This window comes from Clostridium folliculivorans (assembly GCF_024341905.1).
In the GTDB taxonomy this organism is placed as follows: Bacteria; Bacillota; Clostridia; order Clostridiales; family Clostridiaceae; genus Clostridium_AR; species Clostridium_AR folliculivorans.
Map to the genome: position 1 here is coordinate 1 of NZ_BQXY01000020.1, position 18,164 is coordinate 18,164.

General features: G+C 29.2%; 16 protein-coding genes, 1 tRNA gene and 2 rRNA genes. 14 read left to right on the plus strand and 5 right to left on the minus strand.

What is annotated here, in order from left to right; all coding sequences use genetic code 11:
* From rrf (OCU55_RS23405) to rrf (OCU55_RS23430), 6 genes are all read left to right on the plus strand, one after another.
* Positions 1 to 112 (plus strand): 5S ribosomal RNA (gene rrf / locus OCU55_RS23405); the annotation flags it as partial.
* A gap of 5 nt (positions 113 to 117) precedes the next feature.
* Positions 118 to 193: transfer RNA gene (locus OCU55_RS23410), tRNA-Lys, on the plus strand.
* A 416-nt stretch (positions 194 to 609) separates the two neighbouring features.
* Entirely contained in the window at positions 610 to 1,029 is a 420-nt protein-coding gene (locus tag OCU55_RS23415) for a phage replisome organizer N-terminal domain-containing protein (RefSeq protein WP_427847091.1), read from the plus strand.
* Positions 1,013 to 1,387 carry a hypothetical protein gene (locus tag OCU55_RS23420; RefSeq protein ID WP_261854674.1) on the plus strand — a complete coding sequence of 125 codons (375 nt, stop codon included), beginning with the start codon at positions 1,013 to 1,015 and terminating at the stop codon, positions 1,385 to 1,387. Before OCU55_RS23415 ends, OCU55_RS23420 begins: the two co-directional genes overlap by 17 nt.
* A 176-nt stretch (positions 1,388 to 1,563) precedes the next feature.
* Positions 1,564 to 1,860 (plus strand): hypothetical protein, encoded by a 297-nt coding sequence (locus OCU55_RS23425; protein WP_261854675.1) that lies wholly within the window; start codon positions 1,564 to 1,566, stop codon positions 1,858 to 1,860.
* An 82-nt stretch (positions 1,861 to 1,942) separates the two neighbouring features.
* Positions 1,943 to 2,060 (plus strand): 5S ribosomal RNA (gene rrf / locus OCU55_RS23430).
* A gap of 324 nt (positions 2,061 to 2,384) precedes the next feature.
* Here the strand turns inward: rrf (OCU55_RS23430) and OCU55_RS23435 are convergent.
* Positions 2,385 to 2,675 carry a hypothetical protein gene (locus OCU55_RS23435; protein WP_261854676.1) on the minus strand — a complete coding sequence of 97 codons (291 nt, stop codon included), beginning with the start codon at positions 2,673 to 2,675 and terminating at the stop codon, positions 2,385 to 2,387.
* A 275-nt stretch (positions 2,676 to 2,950) separates the two neighbouring features.
* Between OCU55_RS23435 and OCU55_RS23440 the strand changes: the two genes are divergently transcribed.
* From OCU55_RS23440 to OCU55_RS23455, 4 genes are read left to right on the plus strand one after another with little or no spacing between them, the layout of a single operon-like run.
* Positions 2,951 to 3,712 (plus strand): DeoR/GlpR family DNA-binding transcription regulator, encoded by a 762-nt coding sequence (locus OCU55_RS23440; protein ID WP_261854677.1) that lies wholly within the window; start codon positions 2,951 to 2,953, stop codon positions 3,710 to 3,712.
* 18 nt (positions 3,713 to 3,730) lie between these two features.
* Positions 3,731 to 4,666 (plus strand): 1-phosphofructokinase, encoded by a 936-nt coding sequence (gene pfkB / locus OCU55_RS23445; protein ID WP_261854678.1) that lies wholly within the window; start codon positions 3,731 to 3,733, stop codon positions 4,664 to 4,666.
* A 3-nt stretch (positions 4,667 to 4,669) separates the two neighbouring features.
* Positions 4,670 to 5,113 carry a PTS sugar transporter subunit IIA gene (locus OCU55_RS23450; protein ID WP_261854679.1) on the plus strand — a complete coding sequence of 148 codons (444 nt, stop codon included), beginning with the start codon at positions 4,670 to 4,672 and terminating at the stop codon, positions 5,111 to 5,113.
* 26 nt (positions 5,114 to 5,139) lie between these two features.
* Positions 5,140 to 6,504, plus strand: a complete 1,365-nt coding sequence (locus OCU55_RS23455; protein ID WP_261854680.1) for a PTS fructose transporter subunit IIC — start codon at positions 5,140 to 5,142, stop codon at positions 6,502 to 6,504.
* Between the two features lie 123 nt (positions 6,505 to 6,627).
* Here OCU55_RS23455 and OCU55_RS23460 read toward each other — a convergent pair whose 3' ends face one another.
* The 3 genes from OCU55_RS23460 to OCU55_RS23470 form a co-directional block, all read right to left on the minus strand.
* On the minus strand, positions 6,628 to 7,905 hold the full coding sequence (locus OCU55_RS23460; RefSeq protein ID WP_261854681.1) for an MFS transporter: 1,278 nt from the start codon (positions 7,903 to 7,905) through the stop codon (positions 6,628 to 6,630).
* A 247-nt stretch (positions 7,906 to 8,152) separates the two neighbouring features.
* The gene (locus tag OCU55_RS23465; RefSeq protein ID WP_261854682.1) at positions 8,153 to 9,061 is read right to left on the minus strand and encodes an alpha/beta hydrolase; all 909 of its coding nucleotides are present in this window, start codon (positions 9,059 to 9,061) and stop codon (positions 8,153 to 8,155) included.
* Between the two features lie 477 nt (positions 9,062 to 9,538).
* Positions 9,539 to 10,282, minus strand: coding sequence for a signal peptidase II (locus tag OCU55_RS23470; protein ID WP_261854683.1), 744 nt, complete (start codon positions 10,280 to 10,282; stop codon positions 9,539 to 9,541).
* Positions 10,283 to 11,114: 832 nt separating this feature from the next.
* Between OCU55_RS23470 and OCU55_RS23475 the strand changes: the two genes are divergently transcribed.
* From OCU55_RS23475 to OCU55_RS23490, 4 genes are all read left to right on the plus strand, one after another.
* Positions 11,115 to 13,829 carry an EAL domain-containing protein gene (locus OCU55_RS23475; RefSeq protein WP_261854684.1) on the plus strand — a complete coding sequence of 905 codons (2,715 nt, stop codon included), beginning with the start codon at positions 11,115 to 11,117 and terminating at the stop codon, positions 13,827 to 13,829.
* A 217-nt stretch (positions 13,830 to 14,046) separates the two neighbouring features.
* Positions 14,047 to 14,850 (plus strand): pyruvate, water dikinase regulatory protein, encoded by an 804-nt coding sequence (locus tag OCU55_RS23480; protein WP_261854685.1) that lies wholly within the window; start codon positions 14,047 to 14,049, stop codon positions 14,848 to 14,850.
* Positions 14,851 to 15,338: 488 nt separating this feature from the next.
* The gene (locus OCU55_RS23485; RefSeq protein ID WP_261854686.1) at positions 15,339 to 16,259 is read left to right on the plus strand and encodes a patatin-like phospholipase family protein; all 921 of its coding nucleotides are present in this window, start codon (positions 15,339 to 15,341) and stop codon (positions 16,257 to 16,259) included.
* Between the two features lie 239 nt (positions 16,260 to 16,498).
* On the plus strand, positions 16,499 to 16,702 hold the full coding sequence (locus OCU55_RS23490; RefSeq protein WP_183279999.1) for a cold-shock protein: 204 nt from the start codon (positions 16,499 to 16,501) through the stop codon (positions 16,700 to 16,702).
* Between the two features lie 309 nt (positions 16,703 to 17,011).
* On the opposite strand, the gene OCU55_RS23495 is transcribed toward OCU55_RS23490, so the two are convergent.
* Complete coding sequence (locus OCU55_RS23495) at positions 17,012 to 17,554, minus strand: DUF6512 family protein (protein WP_261854687.1); 543 nt, start codon at positions 17,552 to 17,554, stop codon at positions 17,012 to 17,014.
* Positions 17,555 to 18,164: the final 610 nt, after the last annotated feature.

Below are 18,164 nucleotides of genomic sequence, written 5' to 3' on the forward strand. Positions count from 1 at the left end.
GATGATGCGTCTAAGGGTTACACCCGTACCCATACCGAACACGAAGGTTAAGACTTAGACGGCTGATGGTACTGCATGGGCGACTGTGTGGGAGAGTAGGTGGTCGCTAGGTTATATGCACTATTAGCTCAGTTGGTAGAGCACCTGACTCTTAATCAGGGTGCCCCGGGTTCGAGTCCCTGATGGTGCACCAGTAAAGACTTCACATTTGTGAAGTCTTTTTGCTTTGTTTTTTATAACATAAATATAAACTGAATTAACTTTTAGATAATTGAACTTCAATACGAAGAAGATAATTCTTAAAAAGCTAAAAAGAAAAATATATGGACTAGAAGGTTTTTTACATATAAGTTTAGAAAGCCAAATAGGCAAAAAACGCTAATGAGCTTACTTTAGCGTTTTTTATTTTTAGTAAGATGGTCACTTACGACACGTTTTTATAGGTTGAAAGATCATCTAATGTAAAAAAATAGATGAGTAAGTAAAAAAAATATAAATAATTCTGTAATTTCATCTATAAACGCATATATATTAGTTGAGACAAAATAAATAAATAAATTATCTTATGCACAAAAATGTATAGGATATATGTAGGGGAGAAGAAGGAATATGAGAGAAAGAAAGTATGTAAAGTTTAGAGTTGATATGTATGAAGATACTAAGTTTAAAATAATAGATATGAAGCCTGAAAGGGATGTTATTCATTATATATGGAATAGAATTGTAATGCTAGCAGGAAAGGTCAATATGGAAGGAAACTTATTTCTTTCAAGGACTATACCATACACAATAGAGACTTTAGCGATAGAATTTAACAGAGATATTGCTCAAGTTAAATTAGCGTTAGAGACTTTTATTCAATTAGAGATGGTTGAATTTACTGAAAATAAGATATATAAGGTTAAAAACTTTGTAAAGCATCAGAATATTAAGGTTAAAGAGAAAGAAATTGCTAAAAGTGAAAATGCAGATGTAAAGAATATTGATGATTTGTTAAATAAAAAACATCGAAGTGCCAAAGGATATTGATAGGGATGAAGAGAAAAAGGATAAGCAAATTGACAGTTCGCTAGAAAGTACTGCAAAAGATGATGGGGATGATTCAGAGGTAGCGAATAATGGATATATTGAAATTAATGAAAAAATATCAGATAAGACAAGTAAAGATATTTCGAAGAAAGATCCTCCTATAATGCTAATAAGTAAAAAAGGTACAAGGAAAAGAAGAGCGAGGAAGAAAAAAGGTTTGGATTATGATAGTGAGTACGGAGACATTATATGCGAAGATATTATAGATACAGATATTGATGAGGATATGTGTGGTGTAGTGGATGAAAATATCCCTTTAAGGCCTGGAATTACTATTGCAGAATGGTCTTTCGTATAAGTAATATTATATGAGGATTTGAGAAATATTATGAATTAGAACTAGCATAAATAAAGATTAGAATACCAAAACTTCAGATTATTTTAGTGTTTCTCTTCTAGATTTTAAATAAATTCATATATATATCACCCATTGAATATAATTATTAATAGTATTTATTTTTTGGAGTTAGTATCATGGATAGCAATAAAGACAAAGATGATTATAAAAGGGAAATTAACTTTGACAATGTATCGCAAGAATATCTGATTGCTTATTTGAGCGATATATATAATAGATGTTTATTGGACTTAGAAAAATTAGAAAAGGATATGGAATATGATTCGGAACAATTAAATGATATAAAATTATTAGAAGAAAAAAATGCAAAGAAATATAAGACTATAAATTCTAATAAAAAAAAGTTATTGAAAAGAATAGAAGAGAGTAAAAAGAAATTAGATAAAGTTTATGATATGATTAATAAAATTTAGAAATTATACTGTAAAATTATCTTGACAAGCTTTGATATAACAGGTATACTATATAAGTGTTGAAAAGCTTTTGCTTTAAAAATCTAGTGATGATGCGTCTAAGGGTTACACCCGTACCCATACCGAACACGAAGGTTAAGACTTAGACGGCTGATGGTACTGCATGGGCGACTGTGTGGGAGAGTAAGTGGTTGCTAGGTGTTATGCTCCATCAGTAATATGATGGAGCATTAACTTTATAAAAATAAGATTTTGTTTAAACTTGCTTAGCGTATTAATATAAAGAAACCGCTATCAAAATATTTTGGTATTTTGATAACGGTTTTTTTGTTTTTTTATTTGCATAGAATTACGTTTAAGTATAAAATACAATATTTCATAATAGTTATGATTCCGATCAAAGTTAACAATAAAATACATACATTATCTGAAATTAGGAATAATAATGTTGCTATAGATAAGTTTATGTTCTTTTATTGCATAATAAAAAGAGAAGTGAGCATAAAAATTAATTTTAACATTTATCAAAACAATAAAATGTAATTAATTGTAGCATCAGTCCTTTTATCAAAGTTTTTTGAGCGTAATCCAAATGTGATGAATACCTTAATTTGATATATATTGATTATCTGTGTCTTTATATCTATGGTACAACGAAAGAATTGTCCTTCATCATCAGAAAAGCCATAATCTATCCCTTGAAGCGCTGCGACAACTTTAGATAATCTTATAGGATAAGTATTAAAGGTTTTTGTTATTATTCTTCCGCCAGAAAGTTCTTCTGGAAATCTAACAGAATCAGTTATAATATTCATTTAAATAATCACCTCCAACTAATTATATGAATGGAATCATTTTATAATAATAGAAACAACATAAAGTGTTTACTATAAATGATATAATCAATAAGAATCATAAATGAGCATAAAAACTATTTTTTCCAATAAAATCATGATTGATTTTGAAATATTTTGCGCAAATGATATTGACTTTGTAAATGTTATCATATAAAATATAATCAAACAAGCAGATACAATCAGAAGTAATCAAGTTTTATGTCAATAGAAATGAAGAAGGTGTATAACTAGTTATGTTCGCTGAAGAAAGACAACAAAAAATACTCGATATGCTTAATTCTGAAAGTAGTATAAAGGTTATGGATATAGCAGTGTTACTTAATGTATCCGAATCTACTATAAGAAGAGATTTACAAGAATTAGAAGAAAAAAAGCTTCTTATGAGAACTCATGGTGGAGCTGTAGGTATAAACAATAGAACAAGCTTCGAGCCATCTTTTACCGATAAACAAGATGAGCGAATTGATCAAAAACATAGTATTGCAGAGGTCGCTAGTGAGATGATTGAGAATGGTGACACTATAATGCTTGATTCAGGAACAACAACTCTTGAAATAGCTAAAAGAATAAATGGACGAGATATAACAGTAATAACGAATTCAATAGATATAGCAGCAGAACTTTCTGAAAAAGAAGGTATAGAGATAATAGTAACTGGAGGAAGTTTAAGGCTTAATACTAGAGCTATGGTTGGCCATTTAACAGAAAGTGTCATTAAGAATTTTAGAGTGGACAAAGCGTTTATAGGTGCCAATGGAGTTTCTATAGAAGATGGTATAACAACACCTAATTTTATTGAAGCTCAGACAAAGAAATCAATGATTAACTACGCAAGTAAAGTAATCATAGTTGCAGACAGTAGTAAGTTTAATAATGTTTCGTTTTCTGTAATATGTCCAGTAAAGGCGGTAAGTATGATTATAACTAGTAAAGATATTGATGAAGAAATAATAAAACAATATGCAGAAATAGGCGTAGATATTATAACAGCTTAAGATTAAGGAGGTGAGCAAATGATAATAACAGTAACTCTTAACCCAGCCATGGATAAAACCCTTATAATAGAAGATTTTAAACTAGGCACTGTTAATAGGACCTCAGATATAAGATATGATATAGGGGGAAAAGGAGTAAATGTATCTAAGGTATTAAAGAATTTTGGGATAAATTCCTTAGCTATAGGATTTCTTGGTGGAACATGGAAGGCAAGTTTTGAGCATGAACTAGATAAAAGAGGGATTAATCATCAATTTATAGATATTAAAGCAAGCACTAGAACTAATACAAAAGTTGTAGATAGCAAAAATAATACTTATACAGATATAAATGAAGCAGGGCCTGAGATATCTAAAGCTGAATTGGATGAATTTATAGCATTATACACTGAAAAATGTTCAGAGGGAGATATTGTTGTATTGTCAGGTGGTATACCATCAAGTTTACCTAAGGATATATACGGAACACTAATAAGTATTGCAAAGAGCAAGGGAGCGTTAACAATTCTTGATGCAGAAGGAGAATTACTCGAAAATGGACTTAAAGAAAAACCTTTTGCAATAAAGCCTAATAATCATGAATTATCACTTCTTTTTAATGAAGAATTAGATAGTGTTGAGAAAATAATAGAGTCATGTGAGAAGATCAGAAATCAAGGAATTGAAAATATACTAGTTTCAATGGGATCTGAAGGTGCAATTTATATTACAAAAGAAAAAACATTCTTTGCTAAGGGAATTAAAGTACCTGTAAAAAGTACTGTAGGTGCAGGTGACTCTATGGTTGCGGCTTTAGTTTATTCCATAGTAAATAAGTTAGATGCAAAGAACACACTGATATTTGCACAAGGCTGTGGGGCAGCTACAGTTACATTAGAAGGAACAGAAGCATGTAAAATTGAGCAAGTAGAAAGTATGATACTTAAAGTTAAGGAAAATATTGAGGAGGTATAAGTTATGGCAACAAAAGATATGTTTACAGAAAAAAGAGTTTGTTTTGATATGAAAGCTAAAACTAAGATGGAGGCTTTAGACGAGCTTATCGACGTATTAGTAAAAGACGGAGTTATAAATGACAGTAAAGTATTTAAAGAGGCTGTATTAAAAAGAGAAGAAGAGTTTTCTACAGGTATAGGAATGGGAATAGCTATACCTCACGGAAAGAGTAATTCTGTAAATAAAGCTTCTATAGCATTCGGAAAAAGTAAAGATGGAGTTGATTATCAATCAATGGATGAAAAACCAGCGCACTTATTCTTCTTAATAGCTGTTCCTGAAGAAGCAAATGATACTCATCTTAGAGCTTTAAGTGAAATATCAAGAAAGCTTATGCATTCAGATATTAGAGAATCACTTATGAATTGTACTAGTTTTGACCAGTTTATAAAAGTATTCGAATAAAATAAAAAAAATAGGGGGTATTTAGTATGAAATTAGTAGCAATAACATCTTGTCCAACTGGTATTGCACATACATACATGGCGGCGGAGGCTCTTCAAATGGCAGCTAAGGAATTAGGCCACGAGATAAAGGTTGAAACTCAAGGTTCTGTAGGTGCTGAAAATGTTATAACTCAAGAGGATTTAAGAAGTGCAAGTGCTGTAATAATTGCAGCGGATACAAATGTAGACAAAAGCAGATTTGCAGGAATGCCTTTAATTGAGGTTTCTGTAAAGGATGCTATAAAGGATCCAAAAGCTCTTATTCAAAGAGCATTAACTGCTAAAGCTAGTGATGCTCCAAAAAAGACTGAAACTTCATCAAATTCTCAAGAGAAAGAGAATAGGAACGGACCATATAAGCACTTAATGAATGGGGTATCTTTCATGATACCATTCGTAGTAGCTGGAGGAATACTAATAGCATTATCATTTGCATTTGGAATAAAGGCTTTTGAAGTCAAAGGTTCTTTAGCAGAAGCATTATTTAGAATTGGTGCAAATGGAGCATTTAGTTTCTTAGTACCAATACTTGCTGGATATATAGCTTACTCAATAGCTGATAGACCTGGTTTAGTACCTGGTATGGTTGGTGGTTATTTAGCATCGAATATAGGTTCAGGTTTCTTAGGTGGATTAATTGCCGGTTTCCTTGCTGGTTATACAGTATATTACTTAAAGAAGGTTATAAAATTACCAAAGTCTTTAGAAGGTTTAATGCCTGTACTTGTTTTACCTGTACTTTCAACTCTTATAGTAGGACTAATAATGATTTATGTATTAGGTAACCCAGTTAAAGCGATCAATGATGGATTAACTGGATGGTTAAATAGTTTAAGTGGAACTAATGCTATATTACTTGGAACAATAATTGGATTAATGATGGCTTTTGATATGGGAGGTCCTTTAAACAAAGCAGCTTATACTTTTGGTGTAGCAACTATATCTCAAGGACAACCTTCTGCTATAATGGCAGCAGTAATGGCAGCAGGTATGGTTCCACCACTTGCAGTAGCAGTAGCAACAGTTTTAGGAAAAAATAAATTCACAACTCAAGAGAGAGAAGCAGGAAAAGCAGCTTGGGCTTTAGGTGCAGCATTTATTACAGAAGGTGCAATACCTTTCGCAGCAGCAGACCCATTAAGAGTAATACCTTCAATTATGGTAGGCTCAGCTCTAACAGGAGCATTATCAATGCTATTTAAGTGCACTCTTGCAGTACCACATGGTGGATTGTTCGTATTCTTTATACCAAATGCAGTAGGCAACGTATTAATGTATGTTTTATCTATATTAATCGGTGCAGTTGTAGGTGGAGTTATTCTTTCAACAGTTAAAAAGCCAGTAGCTTAATATAAAAAGTTAGCTCCCTGTTCACATAGTGACAGGGAGCTTTTGCTGTATAGAAAGTTATAAAGTTTGATAGTAATAAAGCCTGATAAGTTGAATTTATTTGAATAACTTGTAATAATATTTTTACTCTGATGGATTTACAATTACTTTGTTTTTACTTGTACTTTGAGATTTCTCAATATGACTGTCTAATTTTATAAATATAAAGGCACCAATTGCAAAAAGAATTATGAGGCTGAGAACCCCATATCTAGTATTATTAGTGGCAGAGCCTATGATTCCCATAAGCAAAGGGCCAAATACTGATGATATTCTTCCGAATATATTGTATATTCCATAATACTCTGCAGAGTTTTCCTTTGGTATAAGTTTGCCAAAGTATGATCTACTTAAGGCTTGTATACCTCCTTGCGCACTTCCTACAAGAATTGCAAGAATCCAAAAATCTAAAGCACTTTTTATGAATACTCCATAGATAGATACAACACAATAGGTTATTATTCCAAATAAAATCATCTTTCCAGAAGAAAACTTTTTTGCTAATTTACCGTAAAGCATAGAGCATGGGAAAGCCACAACTTGAAGTACTACTAATACTATCATCATCATATTGGTAGACATACCGATATCTAAACCGAATGCAGTTGCCATTGATATTATGGTATGTACACCATCTATATAGAAGAAGAAGGCTAAAAGAAATAAGAATATTTCCTTGTTCTGCTTAACCTTCTTAAAGGTACTCCATAGTTTTTTGAAGCTATTTTTTATATAGTTAGGTTCTGGTTCTATAAAGTAAACTTGTTTTACGTTCTTAAGTATAGGGAGAGTAAAGATAAACCACCAAATGGCTGTGATTAAAAATGATAATTCGGTAGCTAGAACGGTAGATATTCCTATTCTACCTGCAAACATTATTAGCATTATGCATGCTAGGAATGGTATAGTTCCGCCTATATATCCCCAAGCGAAACCAAGGGAAGATATATTGTCCATATTATCATTATCAGTTATATCGGTTATGAACGAATCATAAAAAACACAACTTCCAGAGAAGCCTATTACAGTTAGTGTATAAATAATTAGGCAGGTGAGCCAATTACCTTCGCCTACAAACATTAGTAGTGCAGTTGAAATTATTCCAACCAGTGTGAAAACTAGAAAAAAACGTTTTTTTCTAAACTTATAGTCTGCTATAGTTCCTAGAAGGGGAGCTATAATTGCTACTAGTAAGGTTGAAATAGAATTTGCGTATCCCCAGTATGCTGTAGAGGTAGGACCGTCAAGCCCTTTAGCAGCAACTGTTTTAAAGAACACTGGTAGGATTGCAGTAGTTATAGTTATGGAGTAGGCAGAGTTGGCAAAATCATATAAAATCCAACTTTTTTCTTGTTTGGTCAAAATCAAACACTCCTTTTTTATAAAATAAGTATATATTTAAGTATACTAGATTAGTGTGCAATTATATTATAAATTTACAAATATTAACCTAAAGTTTACTATCATTTCATGAAACTATTTTTTGTATAATAAAAAAATGTACTTTTTGAATTCAGATTTATCTTTAAAGTTAACCACATATAACCTTATAAGAACAAATGCTTTTGAATTCTAAAGTACATCTGTAAGTTAAATAATAATATAATTCTTATATTATATTTATATCCTTTAAGAATTTATCAACTCTTCTTTCATATTCTTCAGGATTGCTAATATAAGCTTGCGCATGGCCTGCTTCTGGTGCTATATAAATATCTTTAAATCCGGTTTTTAGAGAATATAAATCATGAGACATTTTTGTTGGCACATAATCGTCTTTTTCTCCATGTATAAATAATATAGGAGTATTTATCTTATTTATTGTTTTTATAGGACTGACATCATTAAAACTCCAGCCTCTTGTAATTTTTGTTACTATACTTGCAAGAGGTATAAGAGGAAGTTGTTTCACTCGTTTAAAATCATTTTCAAGCCTATGCTTGAAAAGTTCTGTTGTGTCAGAATATCCGCAATCATCTATACAAAACTTAATGCGGGGATCCATTGCTGCATATTGAAGTACTGTTCCTCCTCCCATTGATTCACCATGAACTCCAATTAAAGCTGCAGAACCTACTTTATCAACAACCCAATCTGTACATGTTTTTAAATCGTGCTTTTCGTAATAGCCGAAAGAAGTATCTGTTCCTCCGCTAAGACCATGATTTCTATGATCATATATAAGTACCGCAAAGCCCCTCTTTATAAATATATCCATATACTTCATTGAACCATACAAACTCCATGTTATACCGTGAGCAAAAATAATAACTTTTTTAGAATTATTGTTTGGGAAAAAGAAACCATGAAGTTTATAACCAAAAGTTGATGGAATGTATATTTCTTCTTTTTCCAGTTCATTAAGGATGTAATCTTTTATATTTCCAGCATCTAATTCTGATGAAAGTGTTTCATCATATTTTCTTACATTAGGTAGTACTACAATTCTAGAAAAATATATAGAAGTAACTACTGCAACTAGTAATAAGAGTATTATTAATAATAACAAAACTTTCATAATGACCTCCATTTTAATATATATTAGTAATTATACTTCTAGGAAAAGTGATCAACAACAGGTTTGACAATTAAAGTATTAGTATTTAATCGTTAGAAATACTTTTTGTAAAAGTATATAAAAATATTTAAATAAAATAAAAGCCTTCCGTATGTTCAGAAGGCTTTTGTTTTATTTAATATATTTATTTTAATAAGGTAAGTTTATCTTATTGACTGAATTATTGCAATTTATTTGAGCCAGTATAACAATAAAAAAATACAAAAAAAATTTTTAAGGATCTGCAAAATAAAGTTAATACTTCAGATGCTGATTCTTAAAAATACTCTGCAAATGCAGAAAAATTCAACGTAAAATGAATAAAGGTTTGTTAAAGATTAAACATTCAATTTTATTTTAATTCAAAAAGAAATTATAATCAAGAGCAATTGCTAAATAATACTAATCGTCTAGGGTATTTTATAAATATTTTAGAATTTATTTTGAACTCTGAAAAATATCTTTCTTTATAAATATAAGAAACTTTTTAATACTTTCAATATCTTGTTTTAAGGTTGTTTCTTCAGATGTTTGCCAAAATCCATTGTTGTATATGCATAAAGCTAAAAAGAAGATTGCTAGGTTTATGTATATATCCTTTAAGTCTGCTATAAAAAGGGAACTTATTCCTATAAAGTCTAAGCTACCGCCATAAAATACTTTGTCTATTAATGAACATAGACATCCACTTATTATAAAACAAAAGCTCATATCAGCCCAAAAATCCTTATGTCCTTTATGGAGATAATATCTATAACCTTCAATAAAGATCAATATTGCGATTATATTTACAGTTATAAGAACTGAGAAACTTAAACCAGTACCAAATCTAGCATTTAGCCATGAACCTGATGAGTTAATTATGGGATTAAAGCTTAAGAAATTATCTATTAAAAAAAAGCTTTTATCAAAGTACCAGTTTTTTATAATATATTTTATTCCTTGATCTAAGATAAATGTGGAAGCAAATACAACCCATAGACTAGACTTCGATAATCCCTTAGAAAATTTTTTTCCTAAAAAGTATATTAAAAGACCAACTATAGCGAAGAGTATTGTAGGTAGAAGATTCATTATTATATCATATTGTGAATGAATCCTACCTGTTATAAACTCAAAAGCAAAATATATTATCCACATCGTAGGTAAAATACCTACAGTTAATAATCGAGATTTATTCATTGATAGCTCCTCCTAGAATTAAGTTAAAATAGTATTTATATAATAGTGCAGGTTATCGTTTTATAAATTGATTTTATCATCTATTTAGATTTATGTTCAACTAATAGTTAGAAAATATAAGTAATTTCAAGTAATTATATTTTTTATTTTCCTATTAAAGCTGTTCTATTAGGTTTGGATTTCACATGCAGTATGGATTTTTTTAAATAGAAAGTTATAAATTAATATTTGTTGTATGGAATTGTAATAAGTTATATGCAGGTTTAAGAATATGATTTAAATAATGTTTCAAGAAAGCTTATAAGTATATATCTTTAAATGAAATATAAAAAACTTAATTATTATTTGCGTATTTTATAAATGTATAGCTTTTAACCTGAGTATCTCATAAAAATACAAGTTTAGACAAAAAAATACATGTTTTTTATTGAAATAAATTACATACTTTGGTAAAATACAGAAGGATTAAAAAAAACATTAAAACGTTGTTTAAAAGTACTAATGATTAAAACACATCTATTTTACTGAATTTATCTATAAAAGACCACATGTTAAATACATCTTGATTTACTCCGATAAATTATTTACTGATTTTCACTTAAGAGTTTTATATTTATAACGATGAAAATACTGAGGCGTGCTTGTAAAAAGTTAAACTTAAAATCTATTTACAGATAAGAGGAAGATATCATATATACTAATATACATATGTATTTGCAAATTCATTAAATTCCTCTCCAGATTGGTAAAGCAATCTAAAATAGAATACTGTTTCTAAATAGAAATCTATATCATGTCTGGTATTTACAATTTTGATAAGGGAAGGGATTTGATGAGATACACAATAACAAAGAAAGTTAGATCATTTGCTATATTATTAGTGATTACTACAGTAGTTTTTCTAAGTGCAATATATTTTATTAATGCTAATAGAATAGTAAAGCAATCATTTGAAGAGCGAAGTATGCTTCTTATGAATACTGTAGATTTTTCGATTAATAACTTTACAAAACAACAGGAGCATATAATTGATCAAATTGAAAAATCAAACTTAATAGATAAAACTTTATCATTTTCAGATAAAGAACATATGCAGAATGATTTAGATGGTATTTCGGAAACCTATGGAAGTGTGCTAAATATATATCTTGCATATGATGATGGAAGCTGTGTTATTAGTCCAAGGACAGATATTACTCTTGGTAACTTAAGTGAAAGAGACTGGTATACTGCAGCTGTTAAAGGGAATACAAACGTCTGGAGTGATGCATATACAGATAAGATAACAGGAAAAACAGTAATAACTGTATCTAAAGCTTTATATAAAGATGGAAGGTTGATAGGTGTAATTGGAATTGATTTTGCTATGGATTCACTTGTTGATTATATATCAAATATAAAGTTAGGTGACACAGGTCATATTATGCTACTCGATTCAAAATATAAGATAATGGCTGGATATGATAATAATCAAATAGGGACTTATATAAAAAATGAAGAATTAACTAAAACAATTCTATCTGGAAGTAAAAAGTTAATAAAATTAGATTACAATGGTGAGAAAAAATATTGCTTTTACAGTAAATCATTAAGAACAAACTGGATAATAGTTGGAATGATAGATGAAAAGGAAATGAATAAGTATTCTAAGGATATATTAGAAATAACTATAATAACTTCTTTACTTATAGCAATACTAGCTATATTTCTAGGTGGGCGTGTAACTAAAAATATAACTAAAAATTTAAAAATACTTTCTGAAGATATTGAACATATAGGTGCAGAAGACCTGAAGTTAAGGTTTGATGAAGAATCTAAGGATGAAGTTGCAATTATAGCTTCACATATTAATAATATTTTGGACAAGTTAAGTTGCATTATTGATTCTTCTAGTGACGCTATATGGGAATATGACATAGAAACGGATGAAATAACACTATCAGAAAAGTTTAGTTCAATATCAGGATACAAGGTTGATAATAAGAAATATACACTTCAATCTTTAATAGAGTTGATACATCCAGATGATTATGGAAAAGCAAGTGATAGTTTTACTTATTTAATTAAAGGGCAAAAACCTATATTTGAAAGTGAATTTAGGATTAGGAAGATTGATGGAGAATATATATGGTTAAGTGTGAAATCTAAGCCAGCAAGTAAAAAGAATAGAAGAAGTTCTAAGATATACGGTTCTATTACAGATATAACTTTAAAAAAGTTATATGAAGAGGATATTTTTTATCTAGCATATTATGATCAACTTACTAATCTACCGAATAAGATATATTTTGAAAAAGAATTAGCTAAAGAGATAGAAAGATTAGAAGAAAGTAATTCAAATGCAGCAGTAATACTTATAGATGTAGATAATTTTAAAAATATAAATGATACGCTAGGGCATAGGATTGGCGATTTATTACTTATAGAAATAGCTACAATGCTAAGTAATTTAAATAAGGATGATACAATTGTTGCAAGAATAGGTGGAGATGAATTTCTGCTACTTATGAAGGATGTAAGTAAATATAAAAATATAGAACAGTTTGTTAATAAAATACAAAGTGGACTAAAAAGTAACTTTTATATTGAGGGAAAATGTATAACTGTTTCATCCAGTGCAGGAATAGTGGAGTTTCCTAAGAATGGTGATAATGTAGAAGATATAATAAGAAATGCCGATATAGCAATGTATGGAGCCAAAGAAAGCGGGAAAAACAAAGCTTTATTGTTTGATAATAATATGTTTGAAAGTTTTAATAGAAAAATTGCAATAGAGCAAGGTTTAAGTGATATAAATTATGATAATGAATTAGAGGTTTACTATCAAGCTCAGATGGATTTGGAGCAACACAAGTTGAGAGGACTTGAAGCACTTTTAAGATGGGATTCTCCGGTATTAGGAAGGGTATCTCCGGCAGAATTTATTCCTATCGCTGAGGAAACGGGAAGTATAGTACCTATAGGAGAATGGCTTATATATAAAGTTTTTAAGAGTGCTAACGAATTTCGGATGAAGAATATAGAGTATAATGTAATTTCTATAAATATTTCTGCGGTGCAGCTACTAGATAAAAATTTCTTAACTACAGTACAAAAGGCTTTGGAGGAGACTGGGATAAATTCTAGTCAAGTAGAATTTGAAATAACTGAAACTGCTATAATTAATAATATTGAATATAGTAATGAAATTCTTAACAATTTAAGAAAATTAGGTTTTAAGATTGTGCTAGATGATTTTGGTACTGGATATTCTTCACTAAGTTATTTAAAAATGCTTCCTATAGAAGTCTTAAAAATAGATAAGTCATTCATTGATGGTATTAACTCTACTCATAATAATAGAGCTTTACTTGATGGAATAATAAAACTTGCACATGATTTAAGAATGGAAGTTATAGCTGAAGGTGTAGAAGAAGATGAACAGCTTAGATTTCTTGAAGAAATTAGTTGTGATGTAGTACAAGGTTATTATTTTAGTAAGCCAGTGCCGTATGAAATTGTTGAGGAAGAATATAAAAGGCTTCTAAAACTCAAGTCAACTAAATAATTTCTCAATAATAAAAAGAATTCTAATTTAAACTTGGAATTCTTTTTATTTTAAATAAATACTAAATTATAAAGGCAGGGTTAAAGAATAAATTTATGTATACAATTTAGTTATACTTGTGTGTGATTTATAGGTATAATAATTAATAGAAGGGTTAGTTTTTTGGGTTAAATGTAATAGAATTTATAACTTAATGATAAGAAAGAGGGTATATAGAATGTTAACCATATTTGCTGTTTCAGATTCTATTGGAGAGACTGCCGAACAAGTTGCTATAGCAGCAGCAAGTCAGTTTAAAGATAAGGCAGAGGTAAAGAGGATTCCGTATGTTAAATCATTTGAGGACGTTGAGGAATTAATAAAAAATATAGATACATGTACCTCTTGTATGGTAGTATCAACTATAATAACTGTTAATGTAAGAGAATTTTTAACTGAAAAATGTATAGAAAAGAATATAAATATAATCAATGTATTGGGACCAATAATAAATGTAGCTTCAACAATATTAAATACTCATCCTGATTATAATCCTGGCGCTATGTGGAAAACTGATGAAATGTACTTTAAGAGGATAGAGGCTATGGAGTTTGCAATGCAATATGATGATTCAAAAGATTATAGAGGTCTTAAAAATGCTGATGTAGTTTTAATTGGATTATCGAGAACTTCTAAGACTCCGTTATGTATGTATCTAGCAAATAAGGGTATAAAGGCTATAAATATACCGCTTGTTCCAGAAGTAGGCGTACCAGATGAATTGTACGAGATAGATAAGAAAAAGGTATTTGGATTAACTATCAATCCACTTCAGTTAATTGAGATTAGAAAAAGAAGATTAGATAAATTTCATAGGATATCATCTGAAATAGAATATGCTAGTGATTCAAGAATATTAGAAGAATTTGATTTTGCTGATAAGATTATAAGAAAGCTAGGATGTAAAACTATTGATGTAACTCAAAGAGCTATAGAAGATACTGCTCTAATAATAATGGACTCTATCGGACATGGTAAATAGAATATAGTAATAATTTAAAGTGGTATATCTTTCAACGATGTACCACCTTTTTGATTTATAGGACAATATAAGATTTCAAACTAATTAACAATAGATATTTCAATGATTCTAGAATCTTTTACCGCTATGAAGTAAAAAATAAAACTTATTCATCTGCTATAACTTCTTCACTATGTTCAGGAAAGGTAGATACGTAAAAAAATCACTGAAAAGTTGCTTCAGTGATTTTATTGAAATATGACATGGAGATGTTCTTATTTCAATATCTATCTTAGTTTCGTAAAAATCATACAGTATATAATGTTTTATTAAATAAATCTATTCAAACTTTATATCATTGATAGTATTTGTTAAATTACTTACTTAATACATAAATATGTTTTATATTTCTATAGCATGTCTATAATTTAAATAAATATCATTAAGAACCATATATAGTTTAATGAATATTTTATAAATAAGTATAGATTTATGGCTAGGAGGCTTGTATGAAAATAGGATTAGTATTGGCAGGTGGTGGTGGAAGAGGCGCTTATCAAATAGGGGTATGGAGAGCCTTAGCGGATTTAGGTTTTGATAAATATATTAAGGCTGTTTCAGGTACATCTATAGGAGCGTTAAATGCTGTTTTATTTATGTGTGGGGATATAGATAAAGCAGAAGATTTATGGCTCAACTTATCAAGAGATGAAATTTTACCCGCTAAAAATATAGAATTAATGAAGAAAAGCTTAATGTTAGCATGGGGATCAAGGAACATAAATTTTGTTAAGAAGTATATCCCAAAAACCTTAGAAATGGGGAATATATCAAGGCAAGGATTAGTTGATCTGATGAATAAACATATAGATTTTGCAAAAGTGCAGAGATCTCAAATAACTTGTTACGCTGCTTGTAGTGAAATGCCGTCTATTAAACCTAAGTATTTCAAACTAAATGAATATGATGAGAATGGAATAAAGGAAATACTATTGGCGACTTCTGCTATACCGGTTGTATATGAAAGTAAAGAAATTGAAACTAGGAAGTATTTAGATGGAGCTATGTGTGATAACCTACCTATTCAACCACTCTATGGAGACGGCTGTGATATAATAATTGCGGTAAACTTATCTCTTGTAAGTGAAGTAGATAGAGCTGCTTTTCCAAATGCTAAAATAATTGAAATAACACCTAGTGAAATGGATGATGGGGTTTTTAGTGCAACATTAGATTTTACTCCTAACGGAGCTAGAAAAAGAATCAAGCAAGGATATGATGATACAAAAAATCTATTTGAACCTATTATTGAGATAACAAAGTATAATTTAATGAAGATTCCTCAAGATGTTGTAGCTAATGTTGGTAAGAAGTTATTAAAGCAATCTAATAAGTTTAGGGATATTATTGTAAATAATAGAAATGAATAATATGTGGTTAAATATAGTTTTCGGCTGCAACTGGTATATCTTTAAACAGTTCCTATATCGAAACTTAATTTATACATGCTCAAAAATCCCAGCTTATCGAGGTTTTTGGACATGTATAAATTAATAGTTGAGTTAGGAACTTTATATTAAGAAAAGCAATAATTAAATTAAGTAGTCATGAATTAAAAATATGCATATGGGGACATTAATATCATATTATATGTTTTGGAGGTTTTCGTATGCAGACAGGTATTGTAAAATGGTTTGATAATGAAAAAGGATATGGATTTATATCAGCAAATGCAGGTGATGATGTTTTCGTTCACCATTCGCAAATTAAAGAAAAAGGACCAAGTAAAGATCTTCATGAAGGAGAAGAAGTATCCTTTGATGTAGTTCAAAAAGAAAAGGGTCCTCAGGCAATAAATGTGGAAAAGATGTAGGGTTATCTTGAATTGAAGGTATTATCTATATAAGGTAACCAATATTAACCTAGAATTGTTTATGATTAATAATAGATAAAAACGGATAACTTTAAATTTAAGACTATTTTAAAACCTCTGATGAATTCTTAACAGAGGTTTTAAAAATATTAACTAATTATAGAGTTATTCATGTATTATGCTGATTGATTTAACGTATTATTTCACAAGAATATAATGAATTATGAAGCTGTTGGTATATAAGGTTGTTTTATAAAGTTCATCAAAAGTACAATAGTATTATGACTATAAGGCTACAGTTAATGTGTTCTAGAATTTGAGGATATTATTAAGACGTTTTGATGCTTCAAATAACCAGTTACTTGGTGGGTTGATTGTAAAAGCAAAGAAAATTAATGTACCGATGATTAGAAATAAAAATGACAATAAGTTTAAATATGGATAATTTCTGTTTAAGGTTAGGATTCTAAATGATAACATTTGGCTTAAGGTGCATATAACTGCAAATATAATATTATGATTTATTATTTGGTTATTGATGAAATTATATTTAAATAGTAAATAATATATGCTTAGCAATATACTCATAAATATAACTTCTAGTGCCTTTGCAGTAAAAAAGTTATCCGCACTTTCTTTTAATGATAAGTTTTCTATTAAAGTAAAAAGTATAATTGAAAAGAAACCTATCTTTAAGTTTTCCCATATGCTGTTATTAATGACACTAAACAATCCTATAATAAAATTTTGATTTAAAGTTTTATAAGCAAACTCTAGAGTTAACCCAACTACTATAAGGAAGGGTATTCCTATAACTTCCCATAACAACAGTTCACTTTTTTTATGTTTCATTAATTAGCACTTCCTAGAAAAGTATAGTTTATTATTTAATGAATATAATAAACTCCTCTTATATTATTACTTACATTAGAAGTATGATTAACATATAAGATTTATTACAAACAGTTGAATAATTTACATGATATAGTTTTAATGATTTTTAAGGTTGGATAGAATAATTATTTAGTAAAAAATAAAAGATGGACAATTTTTAACATAGAATAAGTAATATACTTATAAAGTTTTGTGAAAACATAACCAGGTGTATCAATATGAGGAAGATCGTGAATTATAAAGAAAAAGTTATCTATTTAAGAATAAAATGATTAATTTAAGGAATTAATATATTTGTGACTATATGTAACATGTTATTATAAAACACGTCGCTGAAACAAGTAGTGACGAAGACACGAAAGTAAAATTTATCTTTTAAAAGTAAGTTTTAAAAAAGTGTTGACAAGAAAATCTTACGGTGGTAAGATATAAAAGCTGTCAGAAAAACAGCAAAATAACTTGGTCTTTGAAAATTAAACAGAGAAGATAAACAAAGTCTAAAATTAGACTTAAACTAAACCAGCAATTCTTTTGAAAAAAGACTTACTAAGTAAGTAAGCTATGATTA

What these genes read in the sequence shown, in the direction of transcription:
- OCU55_RS23415 (WP_427847091.1), top strand. Translation starts at nt 610, where the DNA reads ATGAGAGAAAGAAAGTATGTAAAGTTTAGAGTTGATATGTATGAAGAT.
- OCU55_RS23425 (WP_261854675.1), top strand. Translation starts at nt 1,564, where the DNA reads ATGGATAGCAATAAAGACAAAGATGATTATAAAAGGGAAATTAACTTT.
- OCU55_RS23435 (WP_261854676.1), bottom strand. Translation starts at nt 2,675, where the DNA reads ATGAATATTATAACTGATTCTGTTAGATTTCCAGAAGAACTTTCTGGC.
- OCU55_RS23440 (WP_261854677.1), top strand. Translation starts at nt 2,951, where the DNA reads ATGTTCGCTGAAGAAAGACAACAAAAAATACTCGATATGCTTAATTCT.
- pfkB (WP_261854678.1), top strand. Translation starts at nt 3,731, where the DNA reads ATGATAATAACAGTAACTCTTAACCCAGCCATGGATAAAACCCTTATA.
- OCU55_RS23450 (WP_261854679.1), top strand. Translation starts at nt 4,670, where the DNA reads ATGGCAACAAAAGATATGTTTACAGAAAAAAGAGTTTGTTTTGATATG.
- OCU55_RS23455 (WP_261854680.1), top strand. Translation starts at nt 5,140, where the DNA reads ATGAAATTAGTAGCAATAACATCTTGTCCAACTGGTATTGCACATACA.
- OCU55_RS23465 (WP_261854682.1), bottom strand. Translation starts at nt 9,061, where the DNA reads ATGAAAGTTTTGTTATTATTAATAATACTCTTATTACTAGTTGCAGTA.
- OCU55_RS23470 (WP_261854683.1), bottom strand. Translation starts at nt 10,282, where the DNA reads ATGAATAAATCTCGATTATTAACTGTAGGTATTTTACCTACGATGTGG.
- OCU55_RS23475 (WP_261854684.1), top strand. Translation starts at nt 11,115, where the DNA reads ATGAGATACACAATAACAAAGAAAGTTAGATCATTTGCTATATTATTA.
- OCU55_RS23480 (WP_261854685.1), top strand. Translation starts at nt 14,047, where the DNA reads ATGTTAACCATATTTGCTGTTTCAGATTCTATTGGAGAGACTGCCGAA.
- OCU55_RS23485 (WP_261854686.1), top strand. Translation starts at nt 15,339, where the DNA reads ATGAAAATAGGATTAGTATTGGCAGGTGGTGGTGGAAGAGGCGCTTAT.
- OCU55_RS23490 (WP_183279999.1), top strand. Translation starts at nt 16,499, where the DNA reads ATGCAGACAGGTATTGTAAAATGGTTTGATAATGAAAAAGGATATGGA.
- OCU55_RS23495 (WP_261854687.1), bottom strand. Translation starts at nt 17,554, where the DNA reads ATGAAACATAAAAAAAGTGAACTGTTGTTATGGGAAGTTATAGGAATA.